The 19,166-nt window shown below is 63.5% G+C and carries 19 protein-coding genes; 6 read left to right on the plus strand and 13 right to left on the minus strand.

Features of this window, described 5'->3' with window-relative positions:
- Positions 1-176 precede the first annotated feature (176 nt).
- The 4 genes from RM190_RS10215 to RM190_RS10230 form a co-directional block, all read right to left on the minus strand.
- Positions 177-914, minus strand: coding sequence for a calcium-binding protein (locus tag RM190_RS10215; protein WP_311759330.1), 738 nt, complete (start codon positions 912-914; stop codon positions 177-179).
- 103 nt (positions 915-1,017) lie between these two features.
- Complete coding sequence (locus RM190_RS10220; protein WP_311759331.1) at positions 1,018-1,164, minus strand: hypothetical protein; 147 nt, start codon at positions 1,162-1,164, stop codon at positions 1,018-1,020.
- A gap of 203 nt (positions 1,165-1,367) precedes the next feature.
- Positions 1,368-2,123, minus strand: coding sequence for an anti-sigma factor family protein (locus RM190_RS10225; protein WP_311759332.1), 756 nt, complete (start codon positions 2,121-2,123; stop codon positions 1,368-1,370).
- Between the two features lie 44 nt (positions 2,124-2,167).
- Positions 2,168-2,659: an RNA polymerase sigma factor gene (locus RM190_RS10230; RefSeq protein ID WP_311759333.1), complete on the minus strand. Its 492-nt coding sequence runs from the start codon at positions 2,657-2,659 to the stop codon at positions 2,168-2,170.
- Between the two features lie 92 nt (positions 2,660-2,751).
- Here RM190_RS10230 and RM190_RS10235 point away from each other — a divergent pair, with 92 nt between their 5' ends.
- Both RM190_RS10235 and RM190_RS10240 read left to right on the plus strand, forming a co-directional pair.
- Positions 2,752-4,098, plus strand: coding sequence for a S8 family serine peptidase (locus RM190_RS10235; RefSeq protein ID WP_311759334.1), 1,347 nt, complete (start codon positions 2,752-2,754; stop codon positions 4,096-4,098).
- 234 nt (positions 4,099-4,332) lie between these two features.
- Entirely contained in the window at positions 4,333-4,707 is a 375-nt protein-coding gene (locus RM190_RS10240; RefSeq protein ID WP_311759335.1) for a hypothetical protein, read from the plus strand.
- Positions 4,708-4,733: 26 nt separating this feature from the next.
- Here RM190_RS10240 and RM190_RS10245 read toward each other — a convergent pair whose 3' ends face one another.
- The 7 genes from RM190_RS10245 to RM190_RS10275 form a co-directional block, all read right to left on the minus strand.
- Positions 4,734-5,645 (minus strand): NAD-dependent epimerase/dehydratase family protein, encoded by a 912-nt coding sequence (locus tag RM190_RS10245; protein WP_311759336.1) that lies wholly within the window; start codon positions 5,643-5,645, stop codon positions 4,734-4,736.
- A 26-nt stretch (positions 5,646-5,671) separates the two neighbouring features.
- On the minus strand, positions 5,672-6,637 hold the full coding sequence (locus tag RM190_RS10250) for a mannonate dehydratase (protein ID WP_311759337.1): 966 nt from the start codon (positions 6,635-6,637) through the stop codon (positions 5,672-5,674).
- 22 nt (positions 6,638-6,659) lie between these two features.
- Positions 6,660-7,730, minus strand: a complete 1,071-nt coding sequence (locus tag RM190_RS10255) for an ABC transporter ATP-binding protein (protein WP_311759338.1) — start codon at positions 7,728-7,730, stop codon at positions 6,660-6,662.
- 14 nt (positions 7,731-7,744) lie between these two features.
- Positions 7,745-8,488 carry a ribonuclease activity regulator RraA gene (locus RM190_RS10260; RefSeq protein ID WP_311759339.1) on the minus strand — a complete coding sequence of 248 codons (744 nt, stop codon included), beginning with the start codon at positions 8,486-8,488 and terminating at the stop codon, positions 7,745-7,747.
- A gap of 77 nt (positions 8,489-8,565) precedes the next feature.
- Positions 8,566-9,840, minus strand: coding sequence for an ABC transporter substrate-binding protein (locus RM190_RS10265; RefSeq protein ID WP_311759340.1), 1,275 nt, complete (start codon positions 9,838-9,840; stop codon positions 8,566-8,568).
- Between the two features lie 36 nt (positions 9,841-9,876).
- Entirely contained in the window at positions 9,877-10,719 is an 843-nt protein-coding gene (locus RM190_RS10270) for a carbohydrate ABC transporter permease (protein ID WP_311759341.1), read from the minus strand.
- A gap of 17 nt (positions 10,720-10,736) precedes the next feature.
- Entirely contained in the window at positions 10,737-11,678 is a 942-nt protein-coding gene (locus tag RM190_RS10275) for a carbohydrate ABC transporter permease (RefSeq protein ID WP_311759342.1), read from the minus strand.
- A gap of 156 nt (positions 11,679-11,834) precedes the next feature.
- Between RM190_RS10275 and RM190_RS10280 the strand changes: the two genes are divergently transcribed.
- Together RM190_RS10280 and RM190_RS10285 are read left to right on the plus strand one after the other, a co-directional pair.
- Positions 11,835-12,605, plus strand: a complete 771-nt coding sequence (locus tag RM190_RS10280; protein WP_311759343.1) for an IclR family transcriptional regulator — start codon at positions 11,835-11,837, stop codon at positions 12,603-12,605.
- Between the two features lie 257 nt (positions 12,606-12,862).
- Complete coding sequence (locus RM190_RS10285) at positions 12,863-14,008, plus strand: Hint domain-containing protein (RefSeq protein WP_311759344.1); 1,146 nt, start codon at positions 12,863-12,865, stop codon at positions 14,006-14,008.
- 217 nt (positions 14,009-14,225) lie between these two features.
- On the opposite strand, the gene RM190_RS10290 is transcribed toward RM190_RS10285, so the two are convergent.
- A complete protein-coding gene (locus RM190_RS10290) occupies positions 14,226-14,822 on the minus strand; it encodes a TetR/AcrR family transcriptional regulator (protein ID WP_311759345.1) in 597 nt (198 codons plus the stop codon).
- Positions 14,823-14,939: 117 nt separating this feature from the next.
- Between RM190_RS10290 and RM190_RS10295 the strand changes: the two genes are divergently transcribed.
- Together RM190_RS10295 and RM190_RS10300 are read left to right on the plus strand one after the other, a co-directional pair.
- Positions 14,940-16,484 carry an MFS transporter gene (locus RM190_RS10295; RefSeq protein WP_311759346.1) on the plus strand — a complete coding sequence of 515 codons (1,545 nt, stop codon included), beginning with the start codon at positions 14,940-14,942 and terminating at the stop codon, positions 16,482-16,484.
- The gene (locus RM190_RS10300; RefSeq protein ID WP_311759347.1) at positions 16,481-16,867 is read left to right on the plus strand and encodes a YybH family protein; all 387 of its coding nucleotides are present in this window, start codon (positions 16,481-16,483) and stop codon (positions 16,865-16,867) included. Before RM190_RS10295 ends, RM190_RS10300 begins: the two co-directional genes overlap by 4 nt.
- A 125-nt stretch (positions 16,868-16,992) precedes the next feature.
- On the opposite strand, the gene RM190_RS10305 is transcribed toward RM190_RS10300, so the two are convergent.
- On the minus strand, positions 16,993-19,125 hold the full coding sequence (locus RM190_RS10305; RefSeq protein ID WP_311759348.1) for a TonB-dependent siderophore receptor: 2,133 nt from the start codon (positions 19,123-19,125) through the stop codon (positions 16,993-16,995).
- Between the last annotated feature and the right edge of the window lie 41 nt (positions 19,126-19,166).

The raw sequence follows: 19,166 nt of genomic DNA on the forward strand, positions 1-19,166 counted from the left end.
GGCGCGCCATGACAGCAGGGTGGCCGTTCTGTAAATTCTTGATGAACCTTGCGCTTCGGATGCCACGCGGCGTGGAAGAAGGGCGGCCCCTGCAAGGGCCGCCCGAGTGACACCGGATGGCGATTTTCGCCACCGGCAGGATGCGGGGGGTGGTCGGCACCCCCTGCCCCGATTGCTCACCAGTTGAAATCGTCGCCGCCAAGCTGGTTCAGGCGGGTATCCTCGATGACCAGATGGTCGGTCCCGGCCCGGATCACGACGTCGTTTCCGACCTGACTGGCCGCGGCGCGCACGTCCGTCCAGCTGTCGAAACGCGCATAGGCCGAAAGGTCGATCGTGTCCTCGTCCCGCTCGAAATCGGTGACGCGGTCGCGTCCGCCGTTCCAGACGAACACATCCGCACCCTCGCCCCCCGTCATGGTGTCGTTCCCGGCGCCGCCATTCAGGGTGTCATTGCCCTCATGCGCGACGATGCGGTCGGCCCCCGCCTCGCCAAACATGCGGTCGTCGCCTTCGCCGCCATAGATGATGTCATTGCCTGCTCCAGCGCGGACGGTGTCGTTGCCCTCGCCCGCGCTGATCGTATCGCGGCCCGAACCGCTGACCGACAGGTCGTTGCCCGAGCCAAGCGTGATCGAGTTGTTGCCGCCACCGGCGCGGACGATGTCATTGCCTTCGCCGGCATTGATCACGTCATTGCCGCTCAGCGCGTCGATCACGTCATTCCCCGAGCCGCCATTGACGCGGTTATGGCCCTCGCCCGCATTGATGCGGTCATTGCCCTCGCCACCGTCGATGGTGTCATTGCCGCCATGTCCAAGGATCGTGTCATCGCCGGACATGCCAAGGATCCTGTCCGCAAGGTTGGTGCCGTTCAGGCGGTTGTCGTCGTCATTGCCACGGATATTGGCCATGGTTGCTCTCCGTCAGTCTGGAATGGACCGGCATGAACGGCGGCCTTTTGACCGCGCTCCGCATCCCGGCTGCCGGTTCGGCCGGTGCGGAATTCAGGCGCCCTCAGACGCGCTGGCGATCCGCCAGTCGCTGGCCGGGAGGCCGCATGACCGAGGCAGGGCCGATCCCGCGTTCACCGGCCGGGCGCACATCCCTGAGCGGCAGTGTTTCCCCGAGGCCCGTGGGCGCAGTCAGAACGGTCGGTGTCATCTCATCCCCTTTCGGTCGTCTGCAGGGGATACGCGCGGGAGGTGGCAACTATTCCCGGCCAGTGCGAAAAAAACGAAAAAGGCGGCCACAGCCGCCATATGAACTTGAGAAAATTGGATATTTTACCGGATGTTCAGCGCGCCCAATTGCCGGGGCTGGGGTCAAATCCAACCGTGGGGGCCGACGCCGCGGCACCCACGGGCCTATTCCCGCAGGGCGGCGGCCTCCTCCTCGGGGGTCAGGGGCGCCGTGGCGCCAATCGCCGCGATGGCGTCGTCCATGCTGCCTTGACCCGAGGCCGGGCGATAGTCCTGCCCCGCTGCCTCGGGGACCGCCGCATGGCGCAGGGTCCAGCCCGCGGCCTCGCGGCAGGCCAGAACCGCGCGCTGTGCGGTCTCGTATTCGCGGCAAAGCGCCCCATCCAAGCCCCGGAACGAAGCGATCATCGCCAGTTCGCCGCCATCATCCGAAGCCTGCACCTGCCCCGAGGGCAAAGCGTCCAGCGCCGCCAGCTCTGCCGGGCTGAAATCACGCGGGGCGGGCGCGTCCGCCCATTCCCACCACCCCAGCCCGATCGCAACAATGGCGGCGGAAGCGGCAGCCGCCAGCCAGGGCCTGCGATTCAGGTTTGCCGGTCGCCGCGGCGCGCGGGCGGGCGCGGTCAGCGGCGTGCCCCCGGACGGCAGGACCGGGCGTGGGCCAGCGGCATGGCTGGCGGTCGGGGAAGGCACGATCCGCGTCGGGGCGGCGGTGGCGGATCTGCGGATCATCGCGGCCAACGGGTCTTCGCCCTTCGGGTCCGCACGCAGCCCGGACAGCAGACGCCGGGTTTCCTGAAATCGGTGCAGCCGGGATTGCAGTTCGGGATCGGCGGCAATGGCGCGGCGCAGCTCCTCGGCCCGTGCCGGGTCAAGCTCGCCATCGGCCAGCGCCATCAAGGTTTCGTCGTCGATCTGCATGGGCCCGTCCTTTCCGCCATCCCCGGCCGTATACGTCCCGCCGCTCATGTTATTCCCAGACGTTCGGAAAGCGCCAGCCGCGCGCGCGACAGCCGGCTCATTACCGTGCCGATCGGGATGTCCAGAATGCGCGCGGTTTCGGCATAGGTCATCTCCTCCACACAGACGAGATGCAGGATCTCGCGCTGTTCGGGGTGCAGCTCGGCCATCGCCGTCTCGACATTGCGCAGCATCAACCGGGCCTCCAGCGCGGGGGTCGGGTCGATGGGTAGGGCTTCGGGCATGTCATGGACGTCCAGTTGCACGCCCGCGCTGCGTTGCCGCCGGGTCTGGTCGATGAAGCCGTTGCGCATGATGCGGAACAGCCACGGCTCCAACCGCTGGGCCGGGTCATGGCTGCCGGCATTGGCGATGGCGCGCTCGACCGTTTGCTGAACCAGATCGTCGGCCTGATCGGCGCGACGCGTCAGGGACAGCGCATAGCGCCGCAGGTTGGGCAAAAGCGCGATCAGCGCCTCGGCAAAAGCCGCGTCCATTCCACCTCCCTGCGTCAAAAAAAAGACGAAGCCGGGGAATAATAGAGGGTGCAGAACGTAGAATGTCCAGAAACCCCCGGTCGGAGGACCTGATGCCGCGCCACCCCTTGCTGTTGCTGGCCCTTGCGCTGGCCGTGATCCTGGCCGACCTGAATCCGCAACAGCCGGGCCGGGGCCCTGCCGCCGCATGGGCCGATGACGATGATGACGACCGGGGGGACGATGACGACGATGACGACGACGCACCCCTGCGCCGCCGCCCCGCGCCGCAACCCGTCGTCCGCGTGGCCCCCCTGCCCCAGCTGGCCCCGAACGAGGTGATCGCACGCGGCCTGTCATCCGCCGATCTGCGGGTTCTGCAGGATGCGGGATTCCGAGTGCTGCGCAGGGTGGCGCTTGCCGACGGCGCATCGCTGCACCGGCTGCGCAAGCCTGACCGCATGTCGATGCAGGAAGCGCGCGCAACGGTGCGTGACATGGGCTCGGCCAATGCGGCGGATTTCAACCATTTCTACCGGCCGGGCAATGCCGCGCCCGCCTGTTCCGGCGCGGACTGCCCGGCCCGTCAGATGATCGCATGGCCCGCGGACACCTCCGGATGCGGCGGCCCGGTGCGGATCGGCATGGTCGATACCGGGCTGAATGCCGATCATGCGGTCCTGAAGGATGCCCGGATTGCCGTGCACCGCATCGATCGGGGCAAGGGCGCGCGCTCGGATGCGCTGCATGGCACCGCAGTCGCGGCACTGCTGGTCGGGCGGGCGGACAGCCGTTCCCCCGGCCTTGTGCCGCAGGCCGAACTGGTCGCCGTCGATGCCTTTCACAAGCAGCGCGAGGATGAGCGCGCCGATGCTTTTGCCTTGGTCGAGGCGCTGGACTATCTGAGCGCGCAGCAGGTCGACATCGTCAACCTGTCGCTGGCCGGCCCCCCGAACGAGGCCCTGCGCGCCCAGATCCAGCAGATGGCCCGGCAGGACATCGTGCTGGTCGCGGCGGCAGGCAATGGGGGACCGGCGGCGAAACCGGCCTTTCCCGCCGCCTATGAACAGGTCATCGCGGTTACTGCGGTCGATCGGCGCGAACAGGTCTATCGCCGCGCCAATCGGGGCAAACATATCGATCTGGCAGCGCCGGGTGTGAATGTGTGGACCGCGGCCTCGATCAGCGGCGCGCGGACCAAGACCGGGACGTCATTCGCAGCACCCTTCGTCACCGCCGCCGCCGCTTTGCTGCTGCAAGCCGAGCCGCAGTTGACCGCGTCCCAGGTCCGCGCGCGCCTGCAGCTGGGCGCCCGCGATTTGGGCAAGGCCGGGCTGGATGAGGTCTTTGGTCACGGGCTGGTTCGTCCCATTCCGGCCTGCACGACCCCTGCCGGTGGGCCGTCACGGCACGGGCAGGCAGCCTCGGCCATGCCAGCGGACGGATCGGGGATGAGGTGATCCCGATTGGGGTCACGCGCCGGTTCGTGTGTTCCTGAGATGACCAGACAGCAGATTGATCGCTGCGCCAGAAGTCTTCAGACTGCTGATGATCGTTGATGTCCATCAGGAGGGTTCGGATGCCCCGCATCCTGGCTGCGCCCCATTGCAGGGAAGCCGTCCTGCCTGCAAAAGCGAACGATATTCCCCGTCCGCCGCCAGAGTGCGGCCCCAACCCCCCGGCCGACTGATACCATGAGCTTCTTCGACGATCCCTGGACCGATCCGACCGATCGAGATGCCTTCAGCCTGAACTTTGTTCCGCCGTCCACGGTCGCGGCGGTTGCGGCCGAAGGGCTTGCCCTTCGTGCGCGCTTTGGGCGGGGGGGAACGGCGGTCGGGATCGCCCGCGCCGAGGGGCTTGCAGGACGCTCGCCTCTGCAAGCGGCCGAGATGCGCGTGATCGCGGGCTGGTTCGCCCGACATTCCAAGGTCCGCCGCGCGACCGGATGGGCCGACCCGGAAAAGCCATCGGCCGGCTGGATCGCGTGGCAGTTGTGGGGCGGAGACGCTGGGCGCGCCTGGGTCGAGGCCGAGCGGGGTCGGTGGCTGCCGTTATGCACCGGATGACCATGGCGCAATGACGGGTCCTGTCCCTAACCCGCGGGCAAAATCCGGGCGAACAGGTCGTCTTGCGGGTGGTAGCCGATCGATTCCGCCCCGCGCGCCAGCGACCAATCCATTCCCTCGTTTGCCGATACGCCGTTCACGACAATGCTCGCCTGTGGCCAGCGGTCTGCTCCCGCTGATATGGCAGCCAGTATCAACTGCCGAAAATCCGCGTTCGACAGCCACATCCCGCGAAACCAGCGCTGGTTTCGCGCATCGTCGGGACCGGCATGGGCATGCGCGGTCGTGCCGCTGCCATGCGAGCCGGTGGCGGTAATGTGGTTCGGATCGTTCTCGCCCGGCAATATCCACCCGATCCGCAGCGAGATCGTGGACATGCGCCCGTCCGACCCTGCCGCAAGACTGGCAAGGAAGCGCTCTCCCATCAGCTTCGAGGTGGCATAGATCGTTGAATCGACAAGTCTCTGCCCGTCATGCCAGTGGGTTCCGGGTGCCGGAGGAAGGTCGTCGCGCAGACCTCCGGGGGTAAGCGCCGCTGCCAGATCGCCGTCCTTGTAGCCACCCATGACATGATTGGACGAACCGAAGATCACGCGCGAGACGCCGTTGGCCGCAGCGCAAAGCCCCAGATTGACGGTGATGTCGAATGACGCGGTGGCGTCCTGCCAGCTCGCATCGGGATACGGATTGACGGCAGCGAAATGCAGGACGCAATCGACGCCCTGCATGTGCTGCCGCCACGACCCATCGGCACGGGTCAGGTCGGCAAGGACGGCCTGAAGCCGGGGGTGGGCGGGAAGATCCGGGGGCAGTTCCGGCCAGTAAAAGCCGATGACCCGGCTGCACCATTCAGTGGCAAGCAGCGCCTCGATCGCCTTGGCGCCAAGATTGCCGCCAGCGCCGCTGACCAGCACAACCCGTTCCTGTTCGTTCCGCATTCCAACCCCCTTCCCGACCCGGCCGGTCAGTCGCGATAGACCACTTCCTGGATGCCCCGGATATAGCCGATGGCATAAAGGCGACCAAAGGCCGAATAGCCCGCGTCGTCATTGCTGTCGCCTTCGACAGTGGGAACATGGTCCGGGCGCAAGACGCCATCGAAACCGATATCGCGATAGGCCTGCATGCAGGCGACCATGTCGGTCTTGCCCGCGTCATGCCACGTCTCGTGGAACTTGGTCGGCACGCCCTCGACATCGCGGAAATGGACGAAGCTGATCTTGTCGCCGAATTTGCGGATCGTCGCGGGCAGGTCGTCCGTCATCAGGGTGAAGTTGCCCTGACACATGGTGATGGTGTTCCGCTCGGACGGGATCATCGCCAGCAGACGTTCGAAATTCGGAACCGTCCGCATGATCCGGCCCACGCCACGGATCGGCGAGGTCGGCGGGTCATCGGGATGCATCGACAAGGTCACACCGGCCTTTTCCGCCACCGGCATCACCCGGCGCAGGAAATACTCCAGGCTTTCCCACAGCGCCTCTTCGCTGATCGGCGGCTGATCGGTCAGGTCCTCGGGCACCTGCGCCAGATCAAAGGCGGTGACGACCGAGCCGCCGCGGCTGGGTTTGGCGAAATCGGTGCGCAGCCAGTTGAAATCCGCCATCCACTCGTAGCACCAGACCGGGATGCCCAGCTTGCCCATGTTGACGAGCAGCTTGCAGACCTCGTCGATCTCTTCATCCCGGCCGGGCAGGCCACGCTTGGCCTTGTTCAGCGGCGGGCGGGATTCGATGACGCGCAGGTCGAAGCCGGCCTCGTTGTAGCGTTCCTTGACGCGGGTCAGCGGCCCGAGGTCGCAGGAGGTCTCGCCCGCATGGATCAGGTCTTCGGGGGGCAGGCCGCCCACGGCAAGGTTGACGCCTGCCTGCTGCGCGAGGCGCCAGATTTTGTTCGGCGTCGGCGCAATGAATTCGGCGATCTGGATCATGATGTCTCCGTAGGAATGGATGTCAGGCGGCCCGAATGGCCTTGCTCTGAGCATCGAAGAAATGTGCGCGCGCAGGATCGTAGGCCAAATGGATCACGGATCCCTTGCGCACCGATGTCTCGTTGTCGATCTTGGCGACCAGCACGGTGCCTTTGCCGATCTCGACATGGACGATGGCCTGTTCGCCCAGACGCTCGACATTGGTGACGGTGCCGGTGAAAGCGGCCTCGGATTGCGCAACCTCGCGCAGGTGTTCGGGGCGGATGCCAAGTTGCAGCCCCTTCCCCGAATTGCGCGCATGATCCGGCAAGCCGATTTCCCCGCCGCCGGGAAACCGGATGCGATCCCCCGAGCTTTCGACAGGGATCACGTTCATTGCAGGCGAGCCGATGAATTGCGCGACGAAGACATTGGCCGGACGGTGGTAAAGCTCCATCGGGCTGCCCACCTGTTCGATCTGTCCGGCATTCAGCACGACGATGCGATCTGCCAGGGTCATCGCCTCGGTCTGGTCATGCGTCACATAGATCATCGTCGTGCCGGGCATCGCGTCCTTGAGGTTCGTGATCTCGATCCGTGTCGCGACCCGCAAGGCGGCGTCTAGGTTCGACAGCGGCTCGTCGAACAGGAAGACGTCGGGATCGCGGGTGATGGCGCGGCCAATGGCGACGCGCTGGCGTTGACCGCCGGAAAGCTGCTTGGGCAGCCGGTCCAGATAATCGGTCAATTGCAGCATGGCCGCCGCCTTGTTGACCTTGGCGTCACGCTCGGCCTTGGGGATCTTTGCGAGCTTCAGGCCGAATGCCATGTTATCCCGGACCGTCATATGCGGGTAAAGCGCATAGGACTGGAACACCATGGCGATCCCGCGCGCATCGGGGGGAACCTCGTTCGCCCGCATGCCGCCGATATCCAGCGTGCCGTCCGAGATTTCCTCAAGCCCCGCAATCAGCCGCAGAAGCGTGGATTTGCCGCAACCCGATGGGCCGACAAAAACGATGAACTCACCGCTTTTGATGTCGAGATCGATCCCCTTGATGACCTGATGGCCCCCGAAGGTCTTGCGGATCTGGCTCAGACGGACATCTGCCATGACATGCCCCCCGTTCAGCCGTGGCTTGCCTGCGCGGCGCGCCAGGCTTCGTATTCGCCGCGTGCGTCGTCGCGAAGGGGGTAGTATTTGCGCAGGTCCGCACCTTCCAGCAACTTCATGCGGGTGAATTCTTCCCATTCGACGTGATGGGTCGCGCGCTCCAGCAATTCCTGCGCCATGGCGGCAGGGACCACGACCGCGCCATCGTCATCGGCGATGATGATGTCGCCGGGATAGACCAGCGCCTCGCCACAGGCGATCGGGACATTCACCGCAAAGGGAATGATGTTGGTCTGCGTGTGATAATTCGGCGTGACGCCCTTGATCCAGTAGCCAAGGTCAAGGTCAAGGCATTGGGTCGAGTCCCGGATGCAGCCGTCGATGATGACGCCCTTGCCGCCCTTGCCCGCGAAATAGCTGAGCATCATCGAGCCGAAGATCCCGCTTGTCATGTCGCCGCGCGCATCGACGACGATGATGTCGCCCTCTTGCGTGTGGTAAAGCGCATGGCGGTGCAGCTGCGCCTCGGGGTCGTCATATTCGTTGGCGCCGTAAATATCCTCGCGCTTGGGCATGAATTGCAGCGTCAGGGCCGGGCCGGCGATCGAACGCCCGCGCGTATAGGGCACCGGCCCGCGAAGGAAGGTGTCGCGAAGTCCCATCTGGTTCAACTCGCCGGCGGCGGTCGCGCTGCCCACCTTGGCAAGCGCCTCGCACAGGGCACGAGGGGGGCGATTGATGTCAGGGGTATGTGTCACTGTCTTAATCCTGAGAGGGGTTTTCGGGGTATCGCCTGCGGCGGTTCCCGCCCGGTATCGAGCGGGAACCCGGAGGGTCACTCGACCTTGAGTTCTTCGATCTTGGCGGCGGCCCAGGCCACGGCATCCTCTGGCGTCTCGCCATCGACCAGCACCCGCTGGATCGACTGGGTCACGACCTTCGAGGTGCTGACGGTTGCCGCCCAAGCGGTGGGGGGACCGGCAAAGCCATCCACGACCCCGTTGCGCGCCATTTCGTCAAAATTGGCGAAATCGGGGTTTTCGGCAAAGAGCGGCATGGATTTCGTCATGTCGGGATAGATCGGGATCCAGCGGCCGCCGACGGTTTCGATGATCTTCTGGTAGTTGTCGGGCTTGAAGAAGTAGCGCAGCCACGCTTTCGCGTCGTCCTGACGCTCCGACTTGTTGCTGACCATCCACGAGAAGGTCGACAGCAGCGTGGCCGAACGGCCTTTCTCGCCCGGTCCGACCGGCATCGGGATCAGGGCGGTATCGGCCAGAAGGTCCTGATCGTTATCCTTGAGCCAGCTGTAGACGCTGGGCGGGTTCATGATGAACGCGGCGCGCCCGGTCTGATAGGCGGTGTTGTTGCCCGCATCGTCCCAGGTCAGGGTCGAGCGCGGGATCGTGCCTTCGGCGAACATGTCGGCGATGTACTTATAGGCCGCGACCGTCTCGGGCGAATTCCACGTCACCTTGGTCCCGGTCTCGTCGAACATCTGGCCACCGAAGGACCAGACCACCATGCGGGCCATGGTCTCGGCATCATTGGCCTCGCTGGTGGGAAGACCGAAAGCCGTGATCGCCGGGTTCTTGGCCAGGATCGCCTGCGATGCGGTGCGCAATTCGTCGAGGGTCTTGGGAAGGCCAAGTCCGACCTCTTCCAGCAGGTCCTTGCGCGCGAACATCGGGACCACGTCGACCTCCAGCGGCAGCGCCATCGCCTTGCCATCGCGCATGACCGAAGGAACGGTGCTTTCGTAGATGCCACCGTCCACAGCGCGCATCTCGGCCAGAATGTCGTCCACCGGCTGGGTCACTCCAAGCTTGGCGAAGTACTGCACCTGCTGGCCGACATTCATGAAGACGTCGGGCATTGCATCGCCCTGAATGGCCGCGGCAAGACGCTCGTTCAGGACGTTGGCGGGAACGATGCTGTATTCGACCGAGATGCCGCGTTCGCGTCCGAAGTCCTCGGCCATCTGGGTGATCAGGTCATCGGCCTGCTGGTTGAACGCCTGGATCGCCCAGATCGTCAGGTCCTGCGCATGGGACATCGCGGGCAATAGCAGCGCGACCGAGGTCGTCAACGAGGCGATAAGCTTCTTCATGTATTTTCCTCCTCCAAACCATTGAATTGCTGGGGATCACCCCTTGACGCTGCCCGCGGCCAATCCCTCGACGATGTAGCGCTGCGCGACGATGTAGATGACGAGAATGGGAATGATGGCGATGACCGAGCTGGCCATGAGCTGGCCCCAGATGAAGGTGTCGCCCATGATCAGGCCGTTCAGACCGGCGGTGAAGGTCTTGGTCTCGTTCGAGTGGACAAAGACCAGCGCATAAAGGAACTCGTTCCAGGCATGGGTAAAGGCGAACAGCGCCACCACCGCGAAGCCCGGCGTCGCGATCGGCAGGATCACCTTCAGAAGCGTCTGCAGGCGGCTTGCGCCATCCATCCGCGCCGCCTCGTCCAGTTCGGCGGGAATGGTGCGGAAATAGCCGATCAGCATCCATGTGCAGAAGGGGACGGTGAAGGTCAGATAGGCCACGACAAGGCCCGTCTTGGTGTTCATCAGACCCATGGATTGCAGGACCAGAAACAGGGGAATGAACAGCAAGGACGGCGGCAGCAGATAGGCCGTGACGATGGTGCGCGCGGCAATCGCCTTGCCCTTGAACCGCATCCGCGCCACCGGATAGGCGGCAAGCGCCCCCACCACGGCCGAGATGACGGTGACCGCCACCGCGACCTGCGCCGAGTTCCAGACATAGCGTATGAATTGCGAGCCCCAGATGCTGGCCTCGAAATTCGACCATGTCAGCTTGTGTGGATAAAGCGTTGGCGGATAGGCATAAATCTCGCGCGAGGTCTTCAGCGAGGTGACGACCACCCAATAGATCGGCGCCAGTGCCCAGATCACCGAGAAGCCCACGCCAAGCGTCGTGAATATCCGGCGCGCCGTCTTTTCCGATTTCGAACGGACCATTCTCTGCCCCTCCCTTTTCAGTTCTCGTCCTTCAGCATGCGGCGGGTCAGCAGCACGATGAGGATCAGGAAGACCGGGATGACCGAGACAAGCACGGCGGCGCCTAGGCCAAGATTGCTTTGCGCAATGCCGTAGTGATAGGCCAGCGTCGGCAGGATATGGGTGCGCATGGCCGGCCCGCCCCCGGTCAGGACATGGACCATGTGGAACGAGTTGAAGGTCCAGATCGTCGACAGCATCACGGTGACGAAGATCACTTCCTTCATCTGCGGCAGCGTGACCGAAAAGAACCGGCGGATCGGCTTTGCCCCGTCGATGGCCGCGGCCTCGTTCAGGTCGGACGGGATCGAGCTGAGCGCGGCCAGAAACATCATCGTGAAGAACGGCAGACCGTGCCAGATCATCGCGATGCCGATGGACCACAGGCCCCAACTCGGGTCCGACAACCAATAGATCGGTTTGTCCGACAGCTTCAGGGACATCGCGAGATAGGACAGGACGCCCGCCTGCTCGTCAAAGATCCATTTCCACGACAGGCCCGCGATCAGGCCCGGAACCGCCCAAGGCAGAAAGGCAAGCGCGCGGATCAGTCCGCGCATCGGCATCGGTTGCGACAATGCGACCGCGCAGCCCAGGCCCAGCACCAGCTTGACCGCGACAACGCCCAGCGTCAGCACAAGCGAATTCCATGCCGCCCGGATGTAATGCGGGTCCGAGAAAAGCTTCTTGAAATTCGCGAATCCGACATAGGCCCCGCCCTGCCCGACCATCTGGTTCGAGAAGGCGGTCGAGACCCCGTCCACCATCGGATAGGCCACGAAAGTGGCAAAGACCGCCGCAGCCGGAGCAAGGAACAGATAGGCGACAAGCCAGTCCGGCCGGTGCTTTCTGACGCGACGCGGCAGCGGTGGCGCGGTGAAACCGTCGGGCAAGCCCGCGGCCAAATTCTCTTTCGTCACGACGCGGTCCTCCCCGACAGCGGCCTTCTGGTTACGCGCCTGCTCGCCCGAGCGGCCCGCATCCTCCCTCGCCTCGCAATCTTCTAAGTTTCATATTTGACACTTTGAAGTTCACATTGTAAACTTATAAAATCGTGAACCGCGAGCTGTCAAGCCATGTCCGACGAGAGTGAACTGTCTGCAAACCGCAATCCGGCCATCGAAAAAATGATGGCGATCCTGACGGAAATAGAACGCCAGCCCAATGGCTTGCCGCTTGGACGTGTCGCCGAGGCGGCGGGCGTCACGCGCTCGACCGCCTATCGGATCCTGAACTCGCTGCTGGCGCATGACATGCTGCGCCAACTCGACAATTCGCATTTTGTGCTGGGAAGCAGGCTGCTGAGCCTCGCCGATTCCGTGACCGTCGGCGCCTTGGGAACAAGGGTCGCGGCGGCCGCCCAACCCGTCATCGACGAGGTCAGCCGGACGCTTGGCGAGACGGTGAAAGTCTCGGTCTGCGATCGCGGGCAGATCGTGGTCGTGGCCGTAAGCCTGGGCCGCAAGGCCCGCGCCCTGCAGGCACAATTGGGGGAACACCTGCCGATCCACGCGGGTGCCGGCAGCAAGGTCTTGCTTGCCCATCTGTCCAGGGAAGAGATGGAACGCGTTCTTGGCAGCAAGCTGCCGACCTATACGGAACGCACGCTGAGCGATCCGGGTGAACTGTTGTCAGAGCTTGAAAAGGTCCGCCAGCAGGGCTGGTCGAAAGATCCCGGCGAGTTCGACCTTTCGGTGCGCGCCTACGCGGCACCGATCCGAAACCGGCAAGGGCTGGTGGTCGCGGCCCTGAGCATTCCGTTCTTTGCCGACGTGTCGCAGGATTATGAGGCAGCGTTGCTGGATGCCGCCCAGACGGCCGCGCAACGCATTTCCGACATGCTGTAGCAGTGGAATCTCGGGGTTGGACCTTGCCTTCTTCGGGATGCAGGCGTGACCCGGCAAGATCAATCGAATGGGCCAGTTATCTCTGGCTATCTGAATGCGTCCCTGAATGGCCGCTGCCGGTTTCAACATCTCCGACGTGGATCGCCGTCAGATCATTGGGAAGCGCGGTCTATTTAGGGTTGTATTGACCTCTTGTCATGCCATGCTTCCGTCCGAAGCGCGACTTTCCTTTCCTCCTCCTCAGCAAAGGGTCTGAAATGGCAACTTTCAGCGTCTCTCCCGATTCCATTGCAAACGGCACCATCCAACAAGAAGATGGAAACACGGTCGTCTCGCCGGACAACCTGCCGATCCATGACTTTCTGACGAGTCAGGGGCTCGACAGCAGCCAGGCGACCGTCGTTATCACCATCTCGGATGAGCACATCGTCGATACCGAGGATCTGGACGGCGACGGAGAGCCTGACGCCTATGTGCCCAATGGAACGCCCTTGGCCGGCTTCGAGATTGACGTCTATGGCGATGGATCACTGGTCTACACGGTCCTTCCCCAGAACCCGAACCAGGGTACGCTCAGCACCAACAATCAGGTCAGCGGCAACGTCAGCAGCTTCAACGGCGGGTTCCACATTTATGACTCCGATGGGCTACAGGTCGGCGAATTGAGCGGAAATCTTTACCTTTCCAGCGATGGGGACTTCACCGCGGGGGAAAACAAGGTCGTCGCACCGCAAGACAATGGCGGCTTCGTGATCGATGATCTGGCAGTCGTCTGCTTCACGCGCGGGACGTGGATCGAAACCCCGGCCGGACCAAGGCGGGTTGAGGATCTGTCCGTGGGCGACCTGATCACGACCCTGGATCACGGCCCCCAGGCAATTCGATGGATCGGGTCCAAACGGGTTGTCGGTGCGGCTTTGGCGCGGATGCCGAATCTGATTCCGATGCGCATTGCTGCCGGCGCCTTGGGTTCCGGCCTGCCGGCGGCCGACCTCGTTGTCTCGCCACAACACCGCGTATTGCTTTCCTCGGGCATCGCACGGCGAATGTTCGGTTCCGAGGAGGTTCTGGTGCCTGCTAAGAAGCTCGCCTCCCTTCCAGGGGTGACGCAAGAAGCGATCGGAGAGGTGGAATACTTCCACATCCTCATGGACAGGCATGAGATCGTGATCGCCAACGGAACCCCGACCGAAACATTGCTGACGGGACCGGTCGCGCTCAGATCGGTTGGGGCCGAGGCCAGAAGAGAGATCCTGGCGCTGTTTCCCCAACTCGCCGTGCCGGGATATCCCACCCAACCGGCGCGCCGTATTGCCGAACCAGGACGCGCGGAAACGCTGGTGAAACGTCACATGAAGAATGAACGGCATCTGGTTGCAGGATCAGGCTTCTCTGGCAGATAGGACAAACCTGACAGGCGGCTGAACTGCTTGGGATCACTTCGGCGCCTGCCAGATCGATGTCGAGGGTTACAAGCAACCCTTGACATGCGTCGAAGCCCGCATCGCCATGACGTTCGCGTCGGGTGCGCGACCGTCGCCCAAGTGCCGGGCCCATCGAGCCTGCGAACGCGCGAATTGCGGTTCAGGTGACGGTGGGCAAAGGCGCAGCCGCCTGCAGCTAACCTTGCCCCTTGGGCCACATCCCTATCGCCATGTCGACGATCTGGATCAGTTCCTGTCGTGACGCGCCGCCTTTGGCCTGAACGGCGATCCCGGTCGCAACGGTCATCACATAGGCTGCCAGCGACGATGCGGTCCAGCCCGGCGGCAACTGGCCGGCCTGCTGGAATTCCTCGAACCGTGTGGCGACATCGACCTGGGCCCGCCGCCTCTGCCTTGCCATTTCCTGCCGCAGGGGTTCGGATTCCGGTCCGGTGGCAAGCGCGCCCTGCACCATCAGACAGCCTTCCGGGGTATCCGCACCAGACACAAGATCGACCTCACCCATCAGGATTGCCAGCGCCACCTCGCGGGCCGAAGTCTTCGCGAATGCCGCGTCATAAAGTTTCTCGCCGTAAAGATCATAGCAACCGACCGCCTTCATGAAGAGGCTCTGCTTGTTTCCGAAGGCGTTGTAGAGGCTGGGCACGGTCATCCCCATCGCCTTGGCAAGCATGGAAATCGACGTCCCTTCATAGCCATGTCGCCAGAACAGGTGCAGCGCGGTTTCCAGCGCCTCGTTCTCGTCGAACAGTCTCGGGCGTCCTCGCGACAATTATATAGTCCTCGCTAGAAAAAGATTGACCGGGCGGGTCATCGAATTATTATAGTGATCGATCCAATTATCAAGCGGCGGCGCCCCGGCAGTTGCCGATATTGAGCGGAGACCGACATGCCAGTGCCGCACCACGCTTCAGCGGGCCGCGAACAGTGGCTCGGGCTTGCCGTCCTTGCCCTTCCGACCCTGCTGGTGTCGATGGACATGACGATCCTTCATCTCGCCACACCCTCGCTCAGCGCGGCGCTTCGCCCGAGCGGGCAGGAGTTGCTGTGGATGGCGGATATCTATGGCTTCCTGATGGCTGGGGCACTTATTCCCATGGGGGCGCTTGGCAACCGCATCGGCAAGCGCCGGTTGCTGCTGGGCGGATCGGTCCTTTTCGGGCTGGCATCGGTTCTGGCGGGTTTCTCCGGCAACGCGGCGATGCTGATCGGCGCGCGGGCGATTTTGGGCGTCGCCGGGGCCATGCTTCTGCCCTCGACCCTGGCTATAATCCGCGGCCTGTTCCTTGTGCCGCGCCAGCGCAGCATCGCCATCGGGATCTGGACCACCTGCTTTACGCTGGGCGGCGTGATCGGCCCTCTTGTGGGCGGGTTGCTGCTTCAGCATTTCTGGTGGGGCTCGGTCTTTCTGGTTGGGGTTCCGGTCATGGCGATCTTGCTGGTGCTGGGCCCGGTTTTCCTGCCCGACATCCGCGGGTCCAAGGACCACCCGGTCGACGGGGCAAGCGTCCTCCTGTCGATGCTGGCCGTGCTTGCCATCGCCTATGGCGTCAAGCACCTCGCCGAGGTTGGCGCGACGGCCACGGCCCTGGCAGCCTTGCTGACCGGGGGCCTTGCCGGCTGGACCTTCCTCCATCGTCAGGGACAACTGGTGCATCCGCTGGTCGATCCCGGTCTTTTCAGGAAAGGGGCCTTCGCCGCGGCACTGGGCGCAAACATGATGGCGCTTTTCGCCTGGGTCGGGGCCTCGCTGCTGGTTGCGCAATATCTGCAACTCGTCATCGGGCTGACACCGATGATCGCGGGCTTATGGTCCATCCCTCCGGCAATTGCCTGTATCGCCGGGTGCCTTGCAGCGCCTGCCGTCGCCCGGCATCTCGCGGTAAAAACCGTCGTCACCGTCGCTTTGCTGATCGTGGCGGCCGGATTTGCCTTGCTGGCGGCGCTTGCCCCCGGTCTGGGACTCTTCGCGGTCATTTCCGGCATGTGCGTTCTGGGCCTTGGCGTGGCGACCATTATCACCCTCGGCACCGATCTCATCCTGACAACGGCACCTGCCGACAAGGCGGGCGCGGCCTCGGCGATTTCCGAGACGGGGGCCGAGCTTGGCGGAGCTTTCGGCGTCGCGGTGTTGGGCAGCGTCGGCGTGGCCGTCTACCAAGCGGGGGTTGCCATCCCCGAAGGGATTGACGCCGACCGGGGCATGGCAGCGAAAGCCACTTTGGGTGCGGCCGTCGAACTCGCCGCCGCCCTGCCGGGGTCCAGCGGCGCGGCCTTGCTTGCCTCTGCCCGGCTGGCTTTCGAGCGCGGCCTTGTCCTGGCCTCGGTCATGGGGTTCTGCATCTTGCTTGGCACGGCAATCCTGTTCGCATGGACCAACCTGCGGCGCAGCCCTTCGCAGGCCGCCAGTCGAAGCAAAGGAGTGACCAAATGACAATGGCGCAGAAAGAGCGGGAAATTCACGCATTGATCGCCGACTGGACGGATGCGGTCTGCAAGGGGGACATCCAGCGCGTGCTGAAGGATCGGACGGACGACATCGTCATGTACGACGTGCCAAAGCCGATCCAATCGATCGGGATCGCGGCCTATGAAGCAAGCTGGAAGCTGTTTTTCGACCACAACCCGCCCGGGCCGGATTGCTTCAGCTTTCGTGACATCCAGATTGTCGCTGGCGAGGATGTCGCCTATGCGTTCGGGCTGCTCATCATCGGGGGCGGGGACGCGCAGTGCCGGCTAACCCTTGGGTTGCGGCGGGTCGATGGGACATGGAAGGTGACGCATGAACATCACTCCATGCCGATCCTGCCTGGGTGATGGCGGGCCGAGGCCTCCCAGCATGATCAGGCGGTAATCGGCGAAGCCTGCGGGCGGATGGGGTTGCAATTCAGGTCGCCGCCGCCATCGGTTCAATCCCGATGGCGACGGCTTTTCGTGAACCCTTAGAAGCTGTGGCGCAGCGTGGCCTGGATCGCACGGCCGGGGTTATAGTAATCCGCCGTGCCGCTGCCGACGACATATTGCTCGTCCAGCAGGTTGCTCACGTTGATCGCGATCTCGGTATTGTCCTGCACCCGATAGGTGAAGGCGGCGTCCAGCGTGGTCATCGCCTTGCTCTTGCCGCTGTCATTGGTCGCGTTGAAGTAATACGAACCAAGGTAGCGCGCGCCAAGGCCGAAGGTCATGTCGCCACGGGCTTCGTTGCCCGGAACGGTATAGTTGACCCAGATCGAGGCGATGTGGTTCGGGACCGAGGCGAACTCGTTGCCCGAGATATCCGTCCCGCGCGAGTCACCGCGCACCACTTCAGTATCGAGGTAGGAATATGAGGCGAGGACGCTGATGTTCTCGTCAATCTCGGCCTTGCCTTCCAGATCGAAGCCGCGCACGCGGGTCTCGCCGATGACTTCGCGGGTGATGGTGCCGTCATCCTGCACGACCGCGATGGTCACGTCCTTCTTGGTCAGGTCATAGACCGAGGCCGAGAACAGCGCGTTGATCGCCGTCGGCTCGTATTTCACGCCGACTTCGTATTGTTCGCCGCGTTCGGGCTCGACACCGATCACGGGCGGCGCGACGGATTCGACATAGCTGACATAGGTCGAGATTTCGGGCGTGACCTTATAAGTCAGCGCACCGCGCCACGAGGTTTCCGAGAAATCATCGCTGTCGTCGGTGCCGGCAAGCGAGTCGGTCGCGTCGACGTCCATCCAGTCGTGGCGTACGCCGACGGTCGCGATGAAGCGGTCATCGAATGACAGGTTCTCCTGCAGGAAGACCGATTGGGTCGAGTAATCCGTGTCGGTTTGCTGATAGGCGACAAGGCCGGTCGGCGGGCCGCTGAAAACCGGGTCCGCAATGTCGATCGGTGCCGCGGCGCCGTAATAGGACGTGCTGGAGGTCGAGGCATCGCGGAATTCGACGCCCGCCAGCGTGCTGCTGTCGATATTGTCAAAGCTCGCGTCGTATTTCAGGATCGCGTTGCCGATCAGCTCCTGGGCATCGCTGTCCGAACTGAGCGCAAAGCGCGAGATCTCGGTCCCGACACGACCGGCATAGTCGTAGAGATAGACATAGCCGTAATTGTCGGTCAGGTCGCTGTAGCGCAGGTTCGCCTGCAGGCTCAGGCCGTTGCCGAAATCATGCGACAGCATGCCGGTGATGCTGGTGCGCTCGACATCGTGGTAGTTGAAATCGGGCTCGCCGAAGAAGTCGCTGCGGTCGTATTCGCGGTCCAGCGGATAGCCGCCGCTGTTCGGCGTGCCGTCCCGCTTCAGATAGTCCAGCACGACGCTGAGCGTTGTTGCGTCACTCGGCTTCCAGGTCAGCCCGCCCATCAGGAAGGTCTCGTTGTCCTTCGAGTGGTCATATTCCAGTTCGCTGTCCTGCACCTTGGCGGTGAAGCGATAGGCAAGCGTCTCGTCCGCGTTCAGGGTATTGCCCATATCCACGCCGATCTCGGCATGGTTGAACGAGCCATAGGACAGGTAGGTATCGGCGAACTGCTCGAATTTCGGGGTCTTGGTCACGAAGTTGACCGAGCCGCCCGGATCCGACGTCCCGAACAGGGTGGAGTTCGCGCCGCGAATGACCTCGACCCGCTCATAGGCGAAAGGCTCCTCGCGCACGCCGCGCATCGAGCCGAGAGTCAGGCCGTCGCGATAGGTCGTCGCCTGATAGCCGCGGATCAGGAAATAGTCGTTGCGGTCGTCCGAACCGTAAAAGTCGGTGACGACGCCGGGGGTATAGGCCAGCACCTCCTCAAGCGTTTCGGCGTCGCGGTCCTGTATCTCTTTCTGGGTGATGACGGATACCGAGGCGGGCGTATCAAGAATGCTGGTCGCAACCTTGCCGCCGACCCAAAGTTCGCGCGCGACGATCGAGTTCGCGTCGTCATCCGCCGAGCCCTGCGCGTTGATGATGACAGGCGACAGCCGGTACGCTGTCGTCTCGGTCGCATCCGCCGCTTGCTGTGCGAAGGCAGGTGCCGCGACGATCGCCGTGCAACCCAAAAGGACGGTGGTCAGGCACCCCCGTGAAACGCGCGCGAGACCGCTGAACTGATTATCAGGCATCCTGAGGATCCTTTTCAGAGTGAATTAGTAGGATTTGTCAC

Origin of the sequence: Paracoccus broussonetiae (assembly GCF_031854425.1) — a bacterium.
Classification (GTDB): Bacteria; Pseudomonadota; Alphaproteobacteria; order Rhodobacterales; family Rhodobacteraceae; genus Paracoccus; species Paracoccus broussonetiae.